Source organism: Skermanella sp. TT6 (genome assembly GCF_016653635.2).
GTDB lineage: Bacteria > Pseudomonadota > Alphaproteobacteria > Azospirillales > Azospirillaceae > Skermanella > Skermanella cutis.
The window spans coordinates 235342-256482 of the sequence record NZ_CP067422.1; the positions used below are offsets into that span (position 1 = coordinate 235342).

At 69.5% G+C, this 21141-nt stretch carries 18 protein-coding genes; 11 read left to right on the forward strand and 7 right to left on the reverse strand.

Annotated elements, in window-relative coordinates:
• Nucleotides 1–20: 20 nt before the first annotated feature.
• Nucleotides 21–818: a carbonic anhydrase gene (locus tag IGS68_RS32540; RefSeq protein WP_201083531.1), complete on the reverse strand. Its 798-nt coding sequence runs from the start codon at nt 816–818 to the stop codon at nt 21–23.
• Nucleotides 819–1361: 543 nt separating this feature from the next.
• Between IGS68_RS32540 and IGS68_RS32545 the strand changes: the two genes are divergently transcribed.
• From IGS68_RS32545 to IGS68_RS32570, 6 genes are all read left to right on the forward strand, one after another.
• Nucleotides 1362–2384: an autoinducer 2 ABC transporter substrate-binding protein gene (locus tag IGS68_RS32545; protein ID WP_201083532.1), complete on the forward strand. Its 1023-nt coding sequence runs from the start codon at nt 1362–1364 to the stop codon at nt 2382–2384.
• Nucleotides 2385–2400: 16 nt separating this feature from the next.
• The gene (locus IGS68_RS32550) at nt 2401–3882 is read left to right on the forward strand and encodes a sugar ABC transporter ATP-binding protein (RefSeq protein ID WP_201083534.1); all 1482 of its coding nucleotides are present in this window, start codon (nt 2401–2403) and stop codon (nt 3880–3882) included.
• Complete coding sequence (locus IGS68_RS32555; RefSeq protein ID WP_201082893.1) at nt 3875–4885, forward strand: ABC transporter permease; 1011 nt, start codon at nt 3875–3877, stop codon at nt 4883–4885. Before IGS68_RS32550 ends, IGS68_RS32555 begins: the two co-directional genes overlap by 8 nt.
• Nucleotides 4882–5907 (forward strand): ABC transporter permease, encoded by a 1026-nt coding sequence (locus IGS68_RS32560; protein ID WP_201082895.1) that lies wholly within the window; start codon nt 4882–4884, stop codon nt 5905–5907. Before IGS68_RS32555 ends, IGS68_RS32560 begins: the two co-directional genes overlap by 4 nt.
• A 47-nt stretch (nt 5908–5954) precedes the next feature.
• A complete protein-coding gene (locus tag IGS68_RS32565) occupies nt 5955–6803 on the forward strand; it encodes a sugar phosphate isomerase/epimerase family protein (RefSeq protein ID WP_201082897.1) in 849 nt (282 codons plus the stop codon).
• A 391-nt stretch (nt 6804–7194) separates the two neighbouring features.
• A complete protein-coding gene (locus IGS68_RS32570; protein ID WP_371821969.1) occupies nt 7195–7941 on the forward strand; it encodes a DUF2270 domain-containing protein in 747 nt (248 codons plus the stop codon).
• A 25-nt stretch (nt 7942–7966) separates the two neighbouring features.
• On the opposite strand, the gene IGS68_RS32575 is transcribed toward IGS68_RS32570, so the two are convergent.
• The 3 genes from IGS68_RS32575 to IGS68_RS32585 form a co-directional block, all read right to left on the reverse strand.
• A complete protein-coding gene (locus IGS68_RS32575; protein WP_201082898.1) occupies nt 7967–8836 on the reverse strand; it encodes a formate/nitrite transporter family protein in 870 nt (289 codons plus the stop codon).
• A 66-nt stretch (nt 8837–8902) separates the two neighbouring features.
• A complete protein-coding gene (locus IGS68_RS32580; protein WP_201082900.1) occupies nt 8903–9727 on the reverse strand; it encodes a universal stress protein in 825 nt (274 codons plus the stop codon).
• 49 nt (nt 9728–9776) lie between these two features.
• Complete coding sequence (locus tag IGS68_RS32585; protein ID WP_201082902.1) at nt 9777–10667, reverse strand: universal stress protein; 891 nt, start codon at nt 10665–10667, stop codon at nt 9777–9779.
• Between the two features lie 151 nt (nt 10668–10818).
• Here IGS68_RS32585 and IGS68_RS32590 point away from each other — a divergent pair, with 151 nt between their 5' ends.
• Nucleotides 10819–11013: a helix-turn-helix domain-containing protein gene (locus tag IGS68_RS32590; RefSeq protein WP_201082903.1), complete on the forward strand. Its 195-nt coding sequence runs from the start codon at nt 10819–10821 to the stop codon at nt 11011–11013.
• Nucleotides 11014–11100: 87 nt separating this feature from the next.
• On the forward strand, nt 11101–12801 hold the full coding sequence (locus IGS68_RS32595; protein WP_201083555.1) for a cation:proton antiporter: 1701 nt from the start codon (nt 11101–11103) through the stop codon (nt 12799–12801).
• Here the strand turns inward: IGS68_RS32595 and IGS68_RS32600 are convergent.
• Nucleotides 12770–15154, reverse strand: a complete 2385-nt coding sequence (locus tag IGS68_RS32600; RefSeq protein WP_247881494.1) for a methyl-accepting chemotaxis protein — start codon at nt 15152–15154, stop codon at nt 12770–12772. The genes IGS68_RS32595 and IGS68_RS32600 overlap by 32 nt on opposite strands.
• A gap of 274 nt (nt 15155–15428) precedes the next feature.
• On the opposite strand from IGS68_RS32600, the gene IGS68_RS32605 reads away from it, so the two are divergent.
• Nucleotides 15429–16061: a tyrosine-type recombinase/integrase gene (locus IGS68_RS32605; protein ID WP_201082907.1), complete on the forward strand. Its 633-nt coding sequence runs from the start codon at nt 15429–15431 to the stop codon at nt 16059–16061.
• Nucleotides 16027–16623 carry a GNAT family N-acetyltransferase gene (locus tag IGS68_RS32610; RefSeq protein ID WP_201082909.1) on the forward strand — a complete coding sequence of 199 codons (597 nt, stop codon included), beginning with the start codon at nt 16027–16029 and terminating at the stop codon, nt 16621–16623. The genes IGS68_RS32605 and IGS68_RS32610 overlap by 35 nt, the downstream gene beginning before the upstream one ends.
• A gap of 29 nt (nt 16624–16652) precedes the next feature.
• On the opposite strand, the gene IGS68_RS32615 is transcribed toward IGS68_RS32610, so the two are convergent.
• Nucleotides 16653–17225 (reverse strand): hypothetical protein, encoded by a 573-nt coding sequence (locus tag IGS68_RS32615; RefSeq protein ID WP_201082911.1) that lies wholly within the window; start codon nt 17223–17225, stop codon nt 16653–16655.
• Between the two features lie 285 nt (nt 17226–17510).
• Here IGS68_RS32615 and IGS68_RS32620 point away from each other — a divergent pair, with 285 nt between their 5' ends.
• The gene (locus tag IGS68_RS32620) at nt 17511–17864 is read left to right on the forward strand and encodes a DUF1428 domain-containing protein (protein WP_201082913.1); all 354 of its coding nucleotides are present in this window, start codon (nt 17511–17513) and stop codon (nt 17862–17864) included.
• 27 nt (nt 17865–17891) lie between these two features.
• Here IGS68_RS32620 and IGS68_RS35825 read toward each other — a convergent pair whose 3' ends face one another.
• Complete coding sequence (locus IGS68_RS35825) at nt 17892–20990, reverse strand: PAS domain S-box protein (RefSeq protein WP_247881495.1); 3099 nt, start codon at nt 20988–20990, stop codon at nt 17892–17894.
• Nucleotides 20991–21141 lie beyond the last annotated feature (151 nt).

Here is a 21141-nt window from a genome sequence, read left to right on the forward strand (position 1 = left end):
CTCTCCTTGGGAAAGCCGGTTCAGAAGGATTCGAGCAGGAAGCGCCGGTTGCGCCCCTGCACCGGCCGCGCGTTGTTCATGAACAGGGCCGCGAACTGCGCGATCTGGGCCGTCGAGGCCTCGATCGGGCTGGCGAACACGATCCAGGTGACCCCCTCGGAGCAGGGGGGCGACGTGAGCGAACCCGCGTAGCGGAAATAGGAGCGCGCTTCCGGCAGCAGGGCGGCGGGGTCGAACATCCCGGCCGGCGCGGCCTCGCCGCCGGTCTTGATCGGCATCACGTCCCACAGGGGCGTGAGCGCGGGGTTCGCCGAGCCCGGAGTGACGAAGACCGCGACGGCCGCGACGGTCCCGGTCGCCGACTTGTGGATGAAGTGGCACTCCATCTGGAAGGCCTTGCCCGAGACCAGATGTTCCGACGGATGGTGGAAGTGGAACTGCACGAGATCGTACCGGGTGCCCGCTATGTTGGTATGGCAACCGGGCCCGCAGCTCGCCTGGATGGTATTGCCGTCGTTGACGACATGGACCGGCACCTTCGAGTACGAGATGTCGAGCTGTCCCATCTCGGCCCGGATCGCCCCGTCGAGGTCGATCGGCGTCTGCTCCAGGCCCAGCGAGCAGGAGCGGAACTCGGGCGTCAGCTCGCCCCAATGCTCCGGACCGTTGTCGCCGTGGTAGGACCAGGGAGGCGAGGCATTGTCCCGGGCCGGCTCTCCGGCCCGGGCGATCGCGGAGCAGATCGGGCATGCCGCGACTCCTCCGGCCGTCAGGTGCCGTAACAGGGTGCGACGATTCAGAAGGGTGGAACCAGGCATGATCTTCTCCAGGCAGCCGGGGCGTCCCCGGCGGAGTCCGTCCGGACCCCTTTCGGTCCGGACGGACTCCGCCGGCGTGTTCGAAGGGCGACGGCGGAGAAGCCTTCCGCGGCGAGGCCCATGCGGCGCGGAGAAGCGAGAATGATACCATTTCAAGGTAATCATTTCGGAATATGTCGAAGGTGATGTCGGTGGCTGCGTCCTGTCCCGGAAGGATGCCGCAGCAGAACCCAGAGCCGTAGCCAGTCAGGATTCTTAAGATTACCGCGCGTTCACCACACGGACGTCATGGCATTTTGCGAAAATGCGTCGAACAATGCGCAAAAGTGGTGCGCGGCGCGGGTCGAATCCTTCCCCGACCGGTTGTTTTCACTGCATTTTGCGAATAGGGGCCGGCCGCGGATCGTCAACCCGGAAAGGCCCGAGGGACCAGGTTCTTCGGAGGTGCCCTGAGAACGACATTGACCGTTTTGCTAAATGGATTTAGCTTTCGATCGCCAACGAATATCCGGCATCAGGCCGGAAGCCACAGGAGGAGGAAACATGACCCGCAGGATCGGTCGCCGGCTCGTGCTCGCCGGCGCCTTCGCGGCCACCCTGACCGCCACGGCCCTGACCTCGGCGGCCTTCGCCCCGGCGGCCCATGCCGCGGAGACCCGCATGGGCGTGGTCGTCAAGATCGGCGGCATTCCCTGGTTCAACGCCATGGAGGCGGGCATCAGGCAGCGCGCCAAGGAGCTGGGGGTGAACGCCTTCATGGTCGGCCCGACCAGCGCCGACCCGGCGCTCCAGGTCCGCGCGGTCGAGGACCTGATCGCCCAGCGCGTCGACGTGATCGGCGTGGTGCCGAACGACGCCGAGGTGCTGGAACCCGTGCTCCAGCGCGCCCGGGACGCCGGCATCAAGGTGATCACCCATGAATCGCCCAAGCAGAAGAACGCCGACTGGAACTTCGAGCTGGCCTCGGTCGAGGGCTTCGGCGACGCCTACGGCAAGATGCTGGCCGACCGGCTGGGCGGGAAGGGCAAGTACGCGGTCTTCGTCGGCTCGCTCACCGTGCCGCTCCACAACGCCTGGGCCGACGCCGCCATCGCCTACATCAAGCAGAACCATCCGGAGATGGAGCTGGTCGGGGAGCGCTACGGCGTCGCCGAGAACGTGGACGAGTCCCGGCGGACCGCGCTCGACCTGATGCGCGCCCATCCCGACCTGAAGGGCTTCCTCGCCTTCGGCAGCCAGGGCCCGATCGGCGCCGCCCGCGCCGTCAACGAGCGCCGCAAGGGCGGCGAGGTGGCCGTGCTCGGCCCGTTCTCGCCGGGGCAGGGGCGCCGCCTGGTCCATGACGACGTCCTGACCGGCGGCTTCATGTGGAACCCGATGGAGGCCGGCAAGGTCTTCGTGACCCTGGGCGACATGCTGGCCAAGGGGCAGGAGATCGAGGACGGGATGGAGATCCCCGGGCTGGGCAAGGTCAATCCCGACTTCGCCGAGCGCAACATCATCGTCGACCAGCTCGTCGAGCTGAACAAGGACACGGTCGACGAGCTGGCCGAACTCGGCCTCTGAACCCTCTGGATTGGCAATGCTTCTTCGACTTGAGAAGGTGTCGAAGGTGTTCGGCGGCGTGAAGGCGCTGCAGGACGTCTCCTTCGACGTGGCGGCCGGCGAGGTCCTGTGCCTCGCCGGGGAGAACGGGTGCGGCAAGAGCACGCTGATCAAGATCGTCAGCGGCGTCTACCGCCCCGAACCGGGCGCCACCCTGCTGTTCGACGGCAAGCCGATGGACGGCCTGACCCCGGGGCAGGCCCGCGCGCTCGGCATCCAGGTGATCTGGCAGGACCTGGCCCTGTTCCCCGAGATGTCGGTGGCGGAGAACATCGCCTTCGAACGCAACCTCGGCGGCGGGCCGCGGCTGGTGAACTACGCGGCGATGCGCGAGGCCGCGGCCGGCATCCTGGCCCGGCTGGGCGTGACGCTCGACCTGGACCGTCCCTTGCGCGAGCTGTCGATCGCCCAGCGGCAGGTGGTCGCGATCTGCCGGGCGCTGATCGCGGACGCCCGGCTGGTCTTCATGGACGAGCCGACCGCCTCCCTCAGCCAGGCGGAGACCGACGCCCTTCTGACGATCGTCCGCCGGCTGTCGGCCGACGGCATCGCCGTCGTGTTCGTCAGCCACCGGCTGGCCGAGGTGCTGGAGGTCTGCAGCCGGGTCACCGTGCTGCGCGACGGCCGCAACGTCGGCACCTTCCCGACCGAGGGCATGACCCAGACCCGACTGACCGAGCTGATGACCGGCCAGACCTTCGACCAGGCGGTGCGCGCCGCCGACCGTTCCGCGGCGCCTGCCGTGCTGGAGGTGGCGGGGCTGACCCGGCGCGGCGAGTACCAGGACGTCTCCCTCACGGTCCGCCGGGGCGAGGTCGTCGGCATCACCGGTCGCCTGGGTGCCGGCCGGACCGAGCTGGCGCTGTCGCTGTTCGGCATGACCCGGCCCGACGCCGGGGAGATCCGGCTGGACGGCAAGCCGCTCCGCCTGCGCTCCAACCGCGACGCCATCGCGGCCGGCATCGCTTATGTGTCGGAGGACCGGCTGTCGCTCGGCCTCGTCCAGCCCCAGTCGATCGCCGACAACACGGCGCTGCCGGTGCTCGACCGGCTGCTGGGCGCCGGCGGCCTGCTGTCGGACCGGAAGAAGTCGGCCCTGGTGTCGGACTGGGTCCGGCGGCTGGCGGTCAAGATCGGCCGTCCGGAGGACGCCGTCTCCACCCTGTCCGGCGGCAACCAGCAGCGCATCGTGCTGGCGAAGTGGCTGGCGACCGAGCCCAAGGTGCTGATCCTGGACTCTCCCACGGTCGGCGTCGATGTCGGCGCCCGCGCCGGGATCTTCTCGATCGTCCACAAGCTCGCCGAGGAGGGCATGGCCATCATCCTGATCTCCGACGAGATACCCGAGGTCTATTTCAACTGCGACCGCATCCTGCACATGCGCGACGGGCGCCTGATCGACGAATACCTGCCGGGGGCGGTCCCGATCGACCGGATCGAGAGCCACGTCCATGCATAGGTTCCGCTTGCCCCATATCGGCACGACCGAACGCTGGTTGATGGCCGTGATCGCCGCGATGTGCCTGTTCCTGGCGCTCACCACCGACAGCTTCTTCACTCTGGTCAACCTGTTCGACCTGCTCAACATCAGTGCCGTCAACGTGATCTTCGCGGCCGGCCTGCTGGTGGTGCTGATCGCGGGCGGCATCGACATCTCGTTCGCGGTCGCGGCGTCCGTGGTCCAGTACCTGACCGCCATCACGGTGGAGCAGTTCGGCGGCGGCAACTGGGCCGTCGGGTTCCTGGTCGCGTCGTTCTACGGCTTCGCGCTGGGCGCGCTGAACGCGACCCTGATCTGGCGGTTCCGGATCATCTCGATCGTCGTGACCATCGCGACCTTCAACCTGTTCTTCGGCGCACTGATGTTCTTCACCCAGGGCGTCTCGATCTACGACCTGCCGGACTGGTGGCTGGACCGCATCATCCTGGTCGAGTTCGACACCGCCATCGGCTTCGCCGAGCTGACCCTGCCGGTCGCGGTGATGATCGTGGTGGTCGCCGCCACCTGGTTCCTGATCCGCCGGACCACGCCGGGCCGCCAGCTCTACGCCATGGGCGACAATCCGGAAGGCGCGAAGCGGGTCGGCATCAACATCGCCGGCATGCATTACCTGGCCTATGGCTGGCTGGGCGTGACCGCCGGCATCGCCGGGCTGATGCAGGCCCACTACGCGCAGGAGGTCGTGCCCAACGCCCTCTACGGCCGCGAGCTGGACGTGCTGGCCGCCGTGGTGCTGGGGGGAGCGCGGCTCGGCGGCGGGCGCGGCACGCTGCTGGGCGCGATCCTGGGCGTGGCGCTGGTCGCCATCACCCAGAACGGGCTGAACCTGCTGGGCGTCTCGCCCTATGCCTTCAAGATGATCGTCGGCGCCGTGATCCTGGCCGCGATCACCCTGTCGGGCAGCGGCATGACGGCCCTGCTCGGCAGCTTCCGCACCCGTCCGGAAAGGGCCGTGCCATGAGCCGTACCGGCGTGACCGACCGGGCGCCCCGCGCGCCGTCCCTGGGCAGCCGCCTCGCGGCCCTGGGCTCGGCCGGAGAGGTCGGCGGGCTGCTGCTGTTCCTGGCCCTCGTGGTCCTGGGCTTCAGCCTGGCGACCGACCGCTTCCTGACGGTGCCGACCTTCGCCTCGATCGCCTTCCAGTTGCCCGAGCTGGGTCTGCTGACCCTGGCGATGCTGATCCCGATCCTGTCCGGCGGGCTGAACCTGGCGATCACCTTCACCGCCAACATCTCCGGCCTGGTGCTGGCCTGGGTGCTCCAGGCGAACGGCGGGGCCGAGGCCGGCATGGCGGTCTTCCTGATGGGAGCCCTCGCCGCAGTCGCGGTCGGGGCGCTGGTCGGCTGGGTCATGGGGGCGATCATCGCCTATACCGGCGCGCACCCGATCCTGGTGTCGCTCAGCATGATGATCTTCCTGCGCGGCCTGGGCGAGTTCCTGACCCGGGGCGGCGACATCTCCGGCTTTCCGGAGTTCGTCCGGGCGATCGGCCACGGCTGGTTCCTGGGCATCCCCGTGCCCCTGTGGCTGCTGATCGGCTGCGTCGCCCTGTGGCACCTGCTGCTGAGCCGCACCCGCCTGGGCCTGACCATCTACATGGCCGGGTCGAACATCGAGGCGACCCGCTATTCCGGCATCGACACCCGCCGCACGCTGATGCTGGTCTATACCCTGTCCGGCGTGATGTGCGGCATCGCCGGCGTGCTGATGCTGGCCCGCTTCAACTCGGTCCGCGTCGGCCACGGCGAGGCCTACCTGCTGATCACGGTGCTGGCCTGCTTCCTGGGCCGGGTCGATCCGTTCGGCGGCTTCGGCCGCGCGCTGCCCGTGGCGCTGGCGCTGCTGATCCTCCAGGTGATCGCGTCCGGCCTGAACCTGCTGGGCGCCAACCAGCACCTGGCGACCGCCCTGTGGGGCGCCTTCCTGATCCTGGTCATGGTGATCCGCTACCTGTGGGCCGGCCGGTCCGCGCGGCGGCCCTGACCTTTTCCCGATACATTCCCCCCGATACCTTCTCCAAGGAGACCGACATGCAAGGATTCGGCGTTCACACCAGCCTCTGGTCCCTCGACTGGACCCGCAAGGCCGCCGAACTGGCGATCCCGGAGGCCAAGCGCTACGGCCTGGCCTTCGTCGAGATCGCGCTGCTCGACCCGCCCGCCGTCGATGCCGAGCACACCCGCAAGCTGCTGGACCAGCACGAGCTGACGGCGGTCTGCTCGCTGGGCCTGCCCGACGACAGCCGGCCGACCAACAATCCCGGCAAGGCGCTGGAATTCCTGACCATGGCGCTGGACAAGACCGCCGCCACGGGCGCCAAGGCGCTGAGCGGCGTGATCTACGGCTCGATCGGCGAGCGCACCGGCAAGCCGCCGACCCAGGCCGAACTGGACGCGGTGGCCTCGGTGATGGAGAAGGCGGCGGCCCACGCCCGCAAGCTGGGCCTGGAGCTGGGCCTGGAGGCGGTCAACCGCTACGAGAACCACATGCTCAACACGGCGGACCAGACCGTCTCCCTGCTGGAGCGGATCGGCGCCCCCAACGTGTTCGTCCACCTCGACACCTACCACATGAACATCGAGGAGAAGGGCGTCGCCAACGGCATCCTGCGCGCCCGCGAGCACCTGAAATACATCCACCTGTCCGAGAGCGACCGCGGCGTGCCCGGCACCGGCACGGTCGCCTGGGACGAGGTGTTCGGCGCGCTCGCCGCGATCGGCTTCAAGGGCGGCATGGCCATGGAGAGCTTCATCGAGCTGCCCCCGCAGATCGCCACCGCCCTGTCGGTCTGGCGCCCCGTCGCCCGCGACCGCGAGGAAGTGCTTGCCGACGGCCTGCCGTTCCTCCGCAACAAGGCCCGGCAGTACGGGCTGATCTAGAGCTGTGCCCGATCTGGTCGATCCGCTCCCGGGGCAGCCGAACCGATGCGTTGCGCCATGGGCGCAACCTACGATCGTCGGCCGGCATCACATCGAATCGTAGGTTGCGCCCATGGCGCAACACGGTGCTGCGGGGACTTTCGTTTTGCACAGTTGGGTGAGTGCTTCGCTTTCCGTCATGCGCGGGCTTGACCCGCGCATCCACGCGCAAGGCTCCGATTGGAGAGGAAGAGGCTCGTGCGGATAGCCATGGAATGCCTCCAGCTGAAATACATGACGATTGCATATCCCGGACTCCTGAAGGACAATGGAATAGAGGACCATTCCCTCCTCCATCCTGTTTCGCATGGACAGATCGGTATAGACTGATCGGCAAAACAGGGAGGGAACCGTGGCCGACGTTGGGATGCAGACCAAGCCTCTGGCCGAACCGCCGCCGGAGCCGCCGCCCAGGCCAGCCCCCTTCAGCGCGGCGGAGATCGGGGCGCTGGCGCATCTCTACCGGGGGGAGCTTTACCGCAGCACGGTCTGGCGGACGCGGCTGGACGCCACCACCAACTGGGCGGTGGTGACCACCGGGATCGCGCTGACGCTGACCTACAGCAGCGCCTCGGCGACGCCGCTGCCGCTGGTCCTGGTGGGGCTGCTGGTGGCGGTGTTCCTCTATATCGAGGCGCGGCGCTACCGCTTCTTCGATTTCTGGCGGATCCGCGCCCATGTGCTGGAGGTCAATTTCTTCGGCCCGATCCTGCGCGGGCAGGGCGTGCGGACCGACAACGGCTGGAACGAGATCCTGTACCAGGATTACCGGCACCCCAACCTGCACATCACCTTCCTGGAGGCGGTCGGCCGGCGCCTGCGCCGCAACTACGGCTGGATCTTCATGATCCAGGTCGTGGCCTATGTCGGCAAGCTGCTGATCCATCCCATGCCGATCGGCCGCCTGGACGAGCTGTTCGTCCGCGCCACCATCGGGCCGCTGCCCGGTCAGGTCGTCCTGCTCGCCGGCCTCCTCTTCCATGCCGGCTGGATCGCCATCGCCATCCACACGTCGCGGAGCCGGCGCGGGGCCGACCGCGTCCACCGGCCGCGCCCGCCGGTCGACCGCATCCTCCAGCTCGCCCGCGGCACCGACTGACCGGGCGGCCCCGGCAGGCTCCGCGTCAGAGCCGGCCGGGACGCAGGTAGACGAACCAGTAGACCAGCGCCACGAGCATTCCGCCGCCGACCACGTTCCCGGCGGTCACCGAGACCAGGACCCGCAGGAAGCTCCACACCGTGACGTCGGCGGGCTCCCGGTCGATCAGGGTCCAGAAATCCGGCTGCGCCATGACGTCGATCAGCACCGCGCACGGCAGATAGAACATGACGGCGATCGCGTGCTCGAATTCGAGCACGTAGAACGCGGCGACCGGCAGCACCAGCGCCATGATGCGATCCGCCGTGGTGCGGGCGCTGTAGGTGAGCCAGACGCCCAGGCAAAGCAGGGTGTTGCCCAGGACGCCCAGCACGAACCCGTCGAACAGACCCAGGCCGTCGATCTGGGCGGCCGTGCCCAGCAGCCCGGCACCGACGCTGCCCTCCATCCGGGCATGCTGGCCGGCCAGAATCAGGAGCGTCGCGGTCGAGACCGTGCCGACGAGATTGCCGACGAAGACGATGCCCCAGGCCCGCAGCAGCCGGGCGGTCGTCAGGCGTCCGTGCGCCCAGGCCATGACCATCAGGTTGTTCGTGGTGAACAGCTCCGCTCCGCCGACGATCGCGAGGACGTAGGCCAGCGAGAACGTCACCCCGCCGGCCAGCTTCACGAGCCCGGGGGTGGAGGAGGTCCCGGCGCCCGCGGTCACCGCGGCGGCGAACGTGGCCCCGAAGGCGACGAAGGCGCCGGCCAGGATACCCAGCACGAGGAGGCTGAGCGAGTCCTGTTCCGCTTTCTCGACGCCGACCCGCTCGGCCCGTTTCGCCATCTCCTTCGGCAAGAGGGCGTCGATCTGACGTGGCGCGACGCGCCCGTCGCGCTGCCCGAACTCCATGGAAGACTCTCCGGATCATCGCTTCTCGGGCCGCCGCGGCGGCGCTTCGGCCGGCGGGGCGCCGGGTCAATGGGCCATCAGCACGGGCACGCCCATATGCCCCAGGATATGCCGCGTGGCGCCGCCCAGGATCCATTCGCTCAGCCACGACCGCCCATAAGCCCCCATGACGACCAGGTCGGCTCCCTCGCGGGCCGCAGCGGCCAGGATGGCGCTTCCCGCATCGCTATCCTCGGCCCCGATCGGCTCGATGGAGACGGGAGCCCCGTGCGACGAGATCGCCCGCTTCAGGTCCAGCAAGGGCCACCGCGTGACGGAGGGGCAGGACGCGCGTCCCCGGCCCTGGAGAACGAGCACCCGCTCCGCGCGGTCGATGAACGGCAGGGCGCCGTGCAGGGCCGCGGCGGCCTGCCGGCTTCCGTTCCAGGCGACGACGATCGACCGGCCGACATGGTCGAACCGGCCGGCATTGGGGACGATCAGGACGGGACGGCCGCTCGACAGGACGCAGGTCTCGGGCACGTCGAAACCCACCTCGTCCGAGACCAGGTCCGTCTGCTCGACGACGGTGAGGTCGTGGTACCGGGCGGCCACGCTCAGCACCTCCGCCGCGTCGCCTTCCGCCACCTGCCAGTCGCAGGGCACTTCGGCGGCCTCCGCCAGGGCGCGGAACCGCCGCTCGGCCTCGGCGGCGAGCGCGTAGGACCGCTCGATCCGGGTGGCGGAAGCGCCGCCCTCGCCGGGGAACAGCAGCTTCAGCATCGACACGTCCCGCAGCGTCGAGAGCCCGGTCAGGCGGGCGCCATGGGCCTTCGCGATGGCCACGGCGGTCGCCTCGTGCGGGGACGAGGTCTCCAGCGGTTTCACATGCACGAGAATGTTCCGGAACATCCTGTCTTCCTTCCCTGGTTCGTTTCGATTCTTTCCGGCCGCGCGCGGCTCAGCCCGGCATGGGGACCGCACCGGCACCCTCCAGCGGCGTCGGTCCCTCCAGGGGAACCGTGAGCACGTCGCAGGGCATGTCGAGCAGGAGGCGCTCGGCCACGCTGCCGAGCAGCAGTCGCTCCATCGGTCCTCTGGTCCGCGTGCGCGTGCCGACCACGCCGAGATCGGCCCCGAAGGCTCCGGCCGCGTCGAGGATCGCCTGGGCGGGCGATCCCCGCTCGACGACCGGAAGGAAGCCGTTCGGGGCGAGCCCCGCCCGTCGGGCGATCCCGCGCAGGAGGCCTTCGCACGTCCGCGCCAGTTCGGCGCGATGCCGGTCGGCTGCCGCGGCGTCTCCCAACTGGCGAAGCCCGACGGAGTCGTCGGCCACATGCAGCGCGTACAGGGTCTGGCCGCCGGCCAGCCCGTGCGCCTGCTCCAGGATGCTCACCGCCTCCGCGGTCAGGTCCAGCGCCGCCAGGGTGCATCGGTAGTCTCCCGGGCCGGGACGCTTGACCACGAGTATCGGCGTGCTCGCGTTGCGGACCACGCGCTCCACCGTGGTGCCGACGAGGATGTCTTCCAGGATGGCGCGGCGGTGCGCGCCCAGCACGATCAGGTCGGCCTCCTCCTCCCGAGCCGCGGCGAGGATCTCCCGGAAGTCCAGGCCGCCGGAGACACGCATGTCGATGCGGTCGCGGGGAAGGGTGTCCAGCCGTGCCGCGGTGCTCTCCAGCGCACGGAGCGCCAGGCCACGTTCCTCGTCGAAGATCGGGGCGGGAAGCTCGTCGTCGACCACGTTCAGCAGGACCAGGCGGGCTTCCATGCGGGCCGCCAGATATGCGGCTTGGACGACGGCGCGGTCGCTTCGGGGCGACAGATCGGATGCGGCGAGAATGACTTTCATCGAGAGTGGCTCCGGCTGCCGGTATCGAGCGGGGCGTCATGACCTCAAGACATCAGCTTCCAGCTCTGCCGGCTTTGACATGGATCAAGGCATTTCAAACCGGCTCTGTCACCATCGGTCGGCATGAACCAACCTGAACCCGCCCGGAACCATGCTCACCAAACCCCTTTTGACCGTGCAGGAGGTTGCCGACCTTCTGAAGATTTCCGATGATACCGTCCGCGAGTGGATCCATGACAAGTCCCTGCGCGCCATCAAGTTCGGCCGGGAATGGCGCATAGTGGCGCGGGATCTGGAAAGCTTCCTCAACGCCCGCGCCAATCGCCCTGAAGGCGACGGTCCGTAGGCATTGCCGGCGGCTTCGGCGCGCCATGCGAAAAGCCTCGCGAAAGGGGGAAGGGTGGAGTTCCTGCATCAATCGATCTTCTACGAGATGGCGGCGCTCCTGGCGCTCGCCTCGGTGGTCGGGCTGGCCGGGCTGCTGCTGCGCCAGCCGCTGATCGTCAGCTTCATCGCGGTCGGCATCATCGCCGGCCCCGACGCGTCGGGGCTGGTCCGGTCGACCGAGCATATCGAGCTGCTCGCCGAGATCGGCATTGCGGTCCTGCTGTTCCTCGTCGGCCTCAAGCTCGACGTGAAGCTCGTGCGCACGCTGGGCGCCGTGGCGCTGGCGACTGGCCTGGGCCAGGTCGCCTTCACCTCCGTCTTCGGCTTCCTGATCTGCCTGTTGCTGGGGTTCGACGCGGTCACCAGCGCCTATGTCGCCGTGGCCCTGACGTTCTCCAGCACGATCATCATCGTCAAGCTGCTGTCGGACAAGCGCGAGATCGATTCCCTGCACGGGCGCATCGCGCTGGGTTTCCTGATCGTCCAGGACATCGCGGTGGTGCTGGCGATGGTGGTCCTGTCCGCCTACGGCGTCGGGGCGGGGGGCAGCCGGTCCGGACTCGGCATCGCGGGGGCGGTCGGCAGCGGCGCGCTGCTGCTGGGAGCGGTCGGCCTGTTCATCCGCTTCGGGGCCGAGCGGCTGCTGGCGCGGATAGTCACCCTGCCGGAACTGCTGGTGACCTTCTCCATCGCATGGGCCGTGCTGCTGGCCGCGGTCAGCGACTGGCTGGGCTTCGGCAAGGAGCTGGGGGGACTGCTCGGCGGTGTCTCCATCGCCTCCACCAGCTTCCGCGAGGCGGTCGCCTCACGCCTTGCCAGCCTGCGCGATTTCCTGCTGCTGTTCTTCTTCATCGGGCTCGGCGCCCGGCTGGACCTGGAGGTTCTCGGCGACCAGCTCGGCGCGTCCTTCATCCTGGCGCTCTTCGTGCTGATCGGCAATCCGCTGATCGTGCTCGCCATCATGGGCTACATGGGCTATCGCAAGCGGACCGGGTTCATGGCCGGGCTGACGGTGGCGCAGATCAGCGAGTTCTCTCTCATCTTCATGGCGATGGGTTTGTCGCTGGGGCATGTCAGGCCCGAGGCGATGGGGCTTGTCACGCTGGTCGGCCTCGTGACGATCACCCTGTCCACCTACATGATCGTCTATTCGCAACCCCTCTACGGGCTGGTCGAGAAGCTGCTCGGCCCCTTCGAGCGCGCGGTACCGCATCGGGAGGAGGCGGCCGACGCGGCAGACCCGGGCGGCGACTACGATGTCGTCCTGTTCGGCCTGGGCCGCTACGGACGGGAAATCGCGAAGGGACTGACCGGAAGGGGCATGTCCGTGCTGGGCGTCGATTTCGATCCGGAGGCCATGGCCCGATGGCGCAGGCGCGGCCTGCCGGGCCTGTACGGGGATGCGACCGATCCCGATTTCCTGGAGCAGCTGCCGCTGCGGCGCAGCGACTGGGTGGTGGTGGCGATTCCGGCGCATCCGCGGACGATCAGCCATCACGACTTCCGGCTCTCCCTGCTTCAGTCGCTGCGAAACGCGGGCTTCGCGGGGCGGGTGGCGCTGACGAGTGCCGACAGGGCCGACGGGGAGCATCTCCTGCTCGCGGGAACCGACCTGGTCATCAGCCCCTTCGAGGATGCGGCGGCCCGCGCGGTCGAGCGGATCGCCGACGCTCCGCCGGAACGAGCCGGCGGCGCCTCCGCCCCGGCCGGACGGGCTAAGCCGCCGCCATCGGCCGTCCACGGGTGATCCGCTCCACCGAATCCGCGAAGTTGCCGTTCTCCGAGCCTTCGACGAATTCGACATGGATCCCGTCTCCGTCGGTATCCCGGACCGTGATGCCGATGCCGGTGCCGTCCCGCAGGTCCAGCCGGCCGGCGGTCCCGACCGCGGCAGCGCCGGCGGCCGACACCAGGGCGCCGGCGGCGGACAGGTCGAGGATGCGGGCCTGCCGCACCGAGCCCTCCAGGGTCACCGTGCAGGGCTCGTCCACCCGGACGCGCGGCAGGCGGCGGCGGTCGGTCACGACGGTCGAGGTGCGGACCACGCGGACCAGCGCGGCGCGCAGGTCGGCGGTGGCGTGGGCGACCTCGCCCATGCCGGCCTTGACCTGCACCGCCTGGCGTCCGGTCTCGGACGCCTCGTGCGAGACGTCGGCGATGCGGGCGGAGACCTCCTGGGCCGCGACCGAGGTCTCGGCCACGCTCCGGCTGATCTCCCGCGTGGCGGCGGACTGCTCCTCCATCGCGGCGGCGATCCCCCCGGAGATCTGGTCGATCTCCGCGATGGTGGCGCCGATCCGCTCCACCGCGCCGACGGCCGTTCCGGTGACCGACTGGATCTCGGCGATCTGGCGGGTGATCTCCTCGGTGGAGCGGGCGGTCTGGTTGGCCAGGTTCTTGACCTCCTGCGCCACCACGGCGAAGCCCTTGCCCGCCTCCCCGGCGCGGGCGGCCTCGATGGTGGCGTTCAGGGCCAGCAGGTTGGTCTGCCCCGCGATGTCCCGGATCAGGTCGACCACGTCGCTGATCGACGCCACCGCGTCGGACAGGGAGCGGATCGTCTCCTGGGTATGGCGTCCGTCCTCGACGGCGCGGCGGGTCACGGTGCCGGCGGCCGACACCTGGGTCGTGATCTCCTGGATCGAGGCAGAGAGCTGCTCGGTGGCGGCGGCGACCGTCTGGGCGTTCGCCAGGGCCGCGTCGGCGGCCGACGACACGTTCCCCGCGTTGAGGCTGACCCGCTCGGCCGAGGCGGCCATGCCGTCCGCATCGGCCGCCATGGAGCCGGTGCGCGCCGCGACCTGCTCGACCGCGTGCCCGGCCTCCCGCTCGACCGTGTCGGCCATGGCCAGCAGGGCGGCGATCCGGTCGGCCTCCGCCTTGCGGTCCAGCTCCGCCCGCGCCTGGACGCCGTAGAGCAGGTGAGCCCACATCGTCCGGAGCTGGGCGGTGACCCGCCGGAACTCGCGCGTGCGGGGCAGGTCGATGCGGTGGCGGGCGTCACCCGCCGCGATCGCCTGGAAATGGACCTCCAGCCGGCCGACCGGGCGCTGGATCGCGCGCACCAGGCCGAAGGCGAAGAGGGCGGTGATCGCGATGCACAGGGCGACCAGCCCGATCACCGCCTGGAAGCGGATCCGGAAGCTTTCCTGCGCGCTCCGGGTTTCCGCCTCGGACACGCGGAGCTGGAGGTTGATCAGTTCGGCCAGCTTCTCCGTCACGGGATCGATGGTCTGATAAAGCCGCGACCTGACGAACGAGTCCAGCCCGGCCGAGTCGCGCGCGGCCAGCAGGCGGGACAGCTCATCGACCGCCGCGTCTGCGGCCGTCATCAGCCGCCGCGCCTGCTCGACCAGGGCCGCCTCATCGGCGGTCAGCAGCGTGTCGAGGTAGGTTTTCCAGAGGCTTCGGATCTCGCTCCGGGCGGCCGCGACGGAGGCGACCCCCTCGTCCCATCCGAAGTTCCCGTTGTTCACCTTGTGCGAGGCATCGACCACCGAGACCGCATAGGCGTCGGAAATCCGCTTGAGGTCGCGGAGCGGCACGACCCGGTCGGCATAGACGGTCTGGAGCCTGCCGTTCGATCCCTCCATGCCCCCCAGGCCCAGCCAGCCGACCGCGATCATCATGGCTATGATCAGCGCGAAGGACGCTACCAAGCGCACGCGCAGGCCGTGCCAGGCTGCGGCGGCACGGGCCGCGATGCCGGTCCCGACCATCTCGCCCTCCTCCAGCGCCACCGCGCCGGCGCGGCCCTCGCGCAGGGCCGCGTAACCCGCCTCGGCTTGCCCGACCTCTTCCCGGGTCGGCTTCGACCGGATCGAAACGTAACCCGTGACCGCGCCGCCCTCGACCACGGGCGTGACGTTGGCCCGCACCCAGTAATGGTCGCCGGATCGGGTCCGGTTCTTGACCATCCCCTCCCAGGACCGCCCGGCCTTGATGGTCCGCCAAAGATCGGCGAAAGCGTCGGCAGGCATGTCGGGATGCCGGATGATGTTGTGGGGAGCTCCCAGCAGCTCCTCCTCGGAGAAGCCGCTGATCTCCGAGAAGGCGCGGTTGACGAAGGTTATCGTGCCGGCGAGATCGGTGCGGGACACGAGGAGCTGTCCGTCCGGAAAATCGACTTCCCGACCCGTCGCATTTGCTTGCAGGGACAATACGCATCACTCCCCTGAGTTGGGATTTGACGAAATTATGACGGTGTTTCTTAAAAATGCATGTACCGTCGCCCGACGACCCTTCGCATTTTTCCGTTTTCACGATGAGTCGAAGAGAGGTAACCTGATCACCGATAACGACGGACGCATCGCAGACCCCGGAACATGGAACAAATCGCTTCCGGCCCCGGATTTCGAAAGGCATGTTTTCCTGATGACCGAATCCCCCGGCAGACGCGCCGAGCTGCTGACCGACGCTCAGGTCCGGGACTGCCTGCGCTGGTGCGGCGACCGCAGGCGCTATCCCCATCGCGACCGCGTCGCGGTGCTGCTGAGCGTCCGCGCCGGCCTGCGCGCGATGGAGATCGCCAGGCTCCGCCGCGCCCACGTCATGACGGCCGGCGGCGACATCGGCGACGAGATCGTGCTGGAGGACGGGATCTGCCGGAAGGGTGCCGGCCGGATCATCCCCATGCACCGCGACCTGCGCGCCCATGTCGTCACGCTGTTCGGCACGGTTCCCGGCGGCCCGCCCGATCCGCTGATCCTGTCGGAGCGGGCGATGCGCAGGAACCCGGAGGACCCGGACGACACCCGCCCGGTCTGCATGGCCCCGAATTCGATCGTGCTGATGTTCCGCCAGATGTATGGTGAGCTCGGCCTGACCGGCTTCTCCAGCCATTCCGGCCGCCGCACCTTCATCACGTCGGCCGCCCGCCTGATCACCCGGGCGGGAGGTTCCCTGCGCGATGTCCAGCAACTGGCCGGCCACACCAGCCTGGCCTCCACCCAGACCTATGTGGACGGCAGCGATGAAGCCAAGCGACGGGTCATCGAGCTTCTTTGACCTCTCCGGAACCGCGGTCCGGACCCTGGACGCCGACGCGGCGCGGGATGCCGTCCCGGACCTGTGCGACGTGCTGCTGGACTGCGTCCATGGCGGCGCCTCGGTCAGCTTCATGGCGCCGCTGGCGCGGGAAAAGGCCGAAGCCTTCTGGAACGGCGTCGCCGCCGGCGTGGCCCGCGGCGATCGCGCGCTCGTGGTCGCCGAGATCGATGGCAGGATGGGCGGCGGGATGGGCGGCGGGACGGGATCGCGGCGGATCGTCGGCACCGTCCAGATGGTTCCGGCGCCCCAGGACAACCAGCCGCACCGGGCCGACATCGCCAAGCTGCTGGTCCACAGCGGCGCGCGGGGCAGGGGGGTCGCCGCCGCCCTGATGGCCGAGGCGGAGAACGCCGCCCGCCGCGCCGGCCGCACCCTGCTGGTGCTCGACACCGTCAGCGACAGCGCGGCGGCGCGGCTCTATGGCCGCCTCGGCTGGACCGCCGCCGGCAGCGTGCCGGACTATGCGCTCTATCCCGACGGCCGGCCCTGCCCGACGACCTTCTTCTACAAGCGGGTCTGAGGCGTCACCTTCCTCAATACCGCCGGCCCTCAATACCGCCAGCGGACCCCCGCCGTGACGGAGTTGGCCCCGCCGGCGTCGCCCATCAGGCCGAACGCCGGGGAGCGGTGGTGCAGGCGGGCCACCGCGCTCCACGACCGGGCGGGCGGCCCGACCTCGGCCTCGATCACCCAGTAGATCAGCCAGCGCTCGGTGGAGCCGTTCATCGCCACTTCCTCCGCCGGTTTCCGCGTCGCGTAGGACAGGCCCAGCCCATAGGCGACCCCCGTGTGGACCGACTCGCTCCAGGGGAACCGGAGCCAGCGGGCGACCGGCAGGGCGTTGAACTCCCAGTGGCTGTCGTCGCCGAAATGGCGGACCACCTGGCCTTCCAGGTCGATCTCGGCATAAGGGCCGAACTCCCACACCCGGCGCGACGCAGCCACTCCCACCAGGTAGGAGTCCCGCCAGGTCAGATCCTCGGCGGTCAGCAGTTCCTCGAAGGAATTGTCGGTCAGCCGGGCCCCGAAGAGGGTGAGGGCATCGGGCGCGACCGCCTGGACAGGGCCCGCCGGCAGCGTCGAAACGAGAGCGGCGCAAGCCAGCACCTTGGCAATCTTCATGGCGGTGTCTTCCGGAGCGAAACGGCAGCGTCCGCATATTGATCGATCGCCGGCCCATGCAAGGACCGGCCCATAGCCGGAGGCGGAGGATGAACGCGGCCGGCCGCTCCACTCGCCGCACCGTGTTGCGCCATGGGCGCAACCTACGGCTCGATGCAGGTCGGAGGCGATGCGGATCGACCTGATCGGGATACTGCAAGATTTTCCGTGCCGGCGGACCGGCGGGTGTAGGATTTCCGCCCGGCCCGTCGTCCTGAGGCCGTGTCCAACGAGAGGAGGCAGTCGATGCCCTATGTTGACGGATTCGTGCTCGCGGTGCCCAGGCGGAACATCGAGGCCTACCAGGCCATGGCCCGCCATGCCGGACAGATCTGGAAGGAGCACGGCGCGCTGTCGTTCGTCGAATGCATCGGCGACGACACGCCCTACGGCGAGCTGACCTCGTTTCCGCGCGCCGTGCAGGCGACGGACGACGAAGTCGTCGTGTTCTCCTGGATCACCTACGAATCGCGAGAACAGCGCGACGCGGTCAATGCCAAGGTGATGGCGGACCCGCGGCTGAAGGACAGCATGAAGGACATGCCGTTCGACGGCAAACGCATGATCTACGGCGGGTTCCAGAGCTTCCTGGAGCTGTGACCGCGGGCGCCCCGACGCTTCCCGGCATCAGGCCGGCTCCGCGACCCGGCTCTCCTCCGGAACGGGGCTCGCGGAGGCGCCCGCGTGCCGTGCCATCTGGCGCTCGATGGCGGCCCGCATCTCGGCACCGGTGATCGGCTTGTGGGCGGCGCCGAAACCCAGGGCGACGATCTCGGAGACGATATCCTGGCCGGTTTCCCCGGTCAGGACCACGCCCGGCACCTTGCGGCCGAGGAACTCCTGGATCCGCAGCAGGCAGTCGGTGCCGACCTGGCCGTTGCGCAGCCGGTAGTCGGTGACGACGATGTCCGGCGTCAGGCCGCTCCGTTCCAGGGCCGCGATGGCCTCGTCGCCCGACGATGCCGCCAGCACCTCGTAGCCCCGGTCTTCCAGCATCGACCGGAGGCCCATCAGGACGATGGCGTCGTCGTCGATGGCGAGCGCCACGCGGCCCAGGCCGGAGGCGTCGCCCGCCCGGTCCGCCGCGGGTCCCGTGCGGCGGGTCTCCGCGCCGAGGGGCCTGGACGCCGCCGGCAGCAGGATCGAGAAGACGGACCCGGTGCCGGGCACGGAGTGGACCTCCACCGGGTGGCCGAGCAGCCGCGACAGCCGCTGGACGATGGCGAGGCCCAGACCGAGCCCCTGGCTCCGGTCGCGCTCCTGGTTGCCGATCTGGTGGAATTCCTCCCAGATCCGGTCCAGGTGTTCGGGCGGGATGCCGATGCCGGTGTCCGCGATCTCGACGCGGACGCCGTCGGCCGCCGGCCGGCAGCGGATCCTGACTTCGCCCGCCTCGGTGTAGCGGATCGCGTTCTCCATCAGGTTGCGGATGATCCGGCCGAGCAAGGTGCGGTCGCTGCGCACCGCGACGTCGCAGGCCGCGTCGCGCAACAGGCGGAGCCCCTTGGCCGCCGCGGCGGGGGCGAAGCAGGCGGCGGTCTCGTCGATCAGCGGGCCGATCGGCACGTCGGCCAGTTCCGGGACGATCGCGCCGGCATCCAGCTTGGACACATCGAGCAGGCTGTCCAGCAGGTCCTTCAGGGCTCCCAACCCCTGGCCGAGCCGTTCCAGCAGGGCCTGCCCGGCGTCGGTCCCGACATGGCGCTCCAGCGCCGTGAAGACGAAGAACAGCGACTGCATCGGCTGGCGCAGGTCGTGGCTGGCGGCGGCCAGGAACTTGGACTTCGCCATGTTGGCCCGCTCGGCCTGCTCCTTCGCCAGGGCCAGCCGGCCTTCCCACGCCTTGGAGGCGCCGATATCCTGGAAGGCGACCAGCGCGCCGGTGATCCGCCCGCCGGCCGCCCGGATCGGCGCGGCGCTGACGCTGATCCAGGTGATCGACCCGTCGCCGCGGCGGTAGCGGATCTCCTCCGCCTGGACCTCCTCGCCGCCCAGGGCCCGGGCCAGCGGATGGGCCTCGGGGGCCAGCGGCGTGCCGTCGGGAAGGCAGGCGCCCCAGGCGGCGTAGGCCGCGACGTCGGGCGTCGGCAGGAGCGGATGGCCCAGGATGCGCTCGACCTCGGGATTGCCCAGGACGATCCTGCCGGACGGCGCGTCGGCCATCAGCAATCCTACCGGCATCGTGTCGATGATCGCGCGCAGGTGGAGCCGCTTGGTCTCCAGCCGGCTGATCATCTCCTCGCGCTCCCGCTCGGCCTCCCGGCGCTCCGTGATGTCCCGGATGATCCCGGTGAAGAAGCGGCGGCCGTCGGCCTGCCACTCCGCGATCGACAGTTCCAGCGGAAACACCGAGCCGTCCTTGCGCCGCCCCTCGACCGCGCGGTCGCTGCCGATGATCCGGCGTTCGCCGGTCCGCCGGAATTGGGCGAGATAGCCGTCGTGGCGGCTCGCCTCGGCTTCCGGCATCAGCATCTTGACGTTGCCGCCGATGACCTCCCCGGCGGCATGGCCGAAGATCCGCTCCGCCGCCCGGTTGAAGGACCGCACCGTCCCCTGGTCGTCGATCACCACGATCGCGTCGACGGCGCTGTCCACGATCGAGCGGTACTGCGCCTCGGCCTGCTCCGTCGCCCGCCCGGCGCTGAGGATGCTCGAATTGGCGTCGTCGAGCGCCCGCCACAGCCGCTCGACCTCGGCGATCGGTGCCGATCTCCGCGGCGAGGCACCGGATACGCCGGCGCGGTGCAGGCTCTCAAGGGCCCGGCCGGCTTCGGCGAGGGCCTCGATCGGGCCCAGGATCCGCTGGCACAGCGCGCGGCCCAGGGCCAGCGACGTGACGAGAAGGATCGCCGCCAACCCGCCGGCGACCCACAGGGTGCGGATCAGCGGACGGTCGATGTCGGCGGTCGGGGCGCCGACGAACAGGGTCCATCCGGTCAGCGCGGACGTCCGGTAGGCGCTGACCAGTTCCGTCCCTTCCAGCGACAGTCCCTGCGCCATGCCGTTGGGCGAGCGGGCGCGGGCATCCGACAGCCAGTCCGGCATCATCCTGCCGACGAAGGCTGCGGAATCCCGGTTCCGGGCCACGAAGCGGCCCTGGCGGTCGAAGGCGGCCACCACCGTGCCGTCCTGCGGGCTGAATTCGGCGAGCAGCGATGCCCAGGCCTGCGGGCGCACGAAGGCGGTCAGCAGGTACCGCACGGCCCCGTCGCGCATCACCGGGACGACATGGCCGACGCCGGCCTCGCCCGACAGGCTGCCGGTGAACAGGTCCGACACCACCGGCCGCCGGGCCTGCGTCGCGAAGCGCAGGAGGTCCGGGTTGGCGCTCCGCGGCAGCGGGGCGCCGAACGGAAGCCCGGTATGGACCAGCGGAGTGCCGTTCGGGTCCAGCAGGACGACGTTCTGCCAGTTCGAATGCAGGTGGCGCGCCAGCAGGGCGCGCTCGTGGAAACCCCTGAGGTCGTCGCTGATCAGCGATTCCGAGACGGAAAGCCCCCGCAGGGCCTCGATGTTGGCGGTCACCTCCCGATCGACCGTCAGGGCCAGGGCCTGGGCGGTCTCCCGCAGTCCCCGCTCGACGCTGGCCCTCCGCTCGGTCGCCAGCCAAGCGGTCAGGGTTCCTCCGAGGACGAGCATGGGCAGCAGGGTGACGAGTACCAGCGACAGCAGGTGTCGGCGGAGGGGCACGGCGGGAAGGCGACGGAGCGAAGGCGTGACGGACATGGCGCGAACTGGTTCCGGAAGAGTCGACCTTGGTGTTTCAATGGTTAATAAATCGTGACCTAAGCATTTTGACGATTGGTCTCGCCATTTCCGCTTCCCGGGGAACCGATCGGTCCTTCCGGAGGTTGAAACCTGCGAGTGTCGGGCCCGT

Bases quoted from the DNA above. Each gene is read 5' to 3' on its own strand.
- IGS68_RS32580 (WP_201082900.1), bottom strand. From the start codon at position 9,727: ATGTTCCGGAACATTCTCGTGCATGTGAAACCGCTGGAGACCTCGTCC.
- IGS68_RS32585 (WP_201082902.1), bottom strand. From the start codon at position 10,667: ATGAAAGTCATTCTCGCCGCATCCGATCTGTCGCCCCGAAGCGACCGC.
- IGS68_RS32545 (WP_201083532.1), top strand. From the start codon at position 1,362: ATGACCCGCAGGATCGGTCGCCGGCTCGTGCTCGCCGGCGCCTTCGCG.
- IGS68_RS32565 (WP_201082897.1), top strand. From the start codon at position 5,955: ATGCAAGGATTCGGCGTTCACACCAGCCTCTGGTCCCTCGACTGGACC.
- IGS68_RS32540 (WP_201083531.1), bottom strand. From the start codon at position 818: ATGCCTGGTTCCACCCTTCTGAATCGTCGCACCCTGTTACGGCACCTG.
- IGS68_RS32555 (WP_201082893.1), top strand. From the start codon at position 3,875: ATGCATAGGTTCCGCTTGCCCCATATCGGCACGACCGAACGCTGGTTG.
- IGS68_RS32595 (WP_201083555.1), top strand. From the start codon at position 11,101: ATGGCGGCGCTCCTGGCGCTCGCCTCGGTGGTCGGGCTGGCCGGGCTG.
- IGS68_RS35825 (WP_247881495.1), bottom strand. From the start codon at position 20,990: ATGTCCGTCACGCCTTCGCTCCGTCGCCTTCCCGCCGTGCCCCTCCGC.
- IGS68_RS32550 (WP_201083534.1), top strand. From the start codon at position 2,401: ATGCTTCTTCGACTTGAGAAGGTGTCGAAGGTGTTCGGCGGCGTGAAG.
- IGS68_RS32560 (WP_201082895.1), top strand. From the start codon at position 4,882: ATGAGCCGTACCGGCGTGACCGACCGGGCGCCCCGCGCGCCGTCCCTG.
- IGS68_RS32610 (WP_201082909.1), top strand. From the start codon at position 16,027: ATGAAGCCAAGCGACGGGTCATCGAGCTTCTTTGACCTCTCCGGAACC.
- IGS68_RS32620 (WP_201082913.1), top strand. From the start codon at position 17,511: ATGCCCTATGTTGACGGATTCGTGCTCGCGGTGCCCAGGCGGAACATC.
- IGS68_RS32615 (WP_201082911.1), bottom strand. From the start codon at position 17,225: ATGAAGATTGCCAAGGTGCTGGCTTGCGCCGCTCTCGTTTCGACGCTG.
- IGS68_RS32575 (WP_201082898.1), bottom strand. From the start codon at position 8,836: ATGGAGTTCGGGCAGCGCGACGGGCGCGTCGCGCCACGTCAGATCGAC.
- IGS68_RS32605 (WP_201082907.1), top strand. From the start codon at position 15,429: ATGACCGAATCCCCCGGCAGACGCGCCGAGCTGCTGACCGACGCTCAG.
- IGS68_RS32590 (WP_201082903.1), top strand. From the start codon at position 10,819: ATGCTCACCAAACCCCTTTTGACCGTGCAGGAGGTTGCCGACCTTCTG.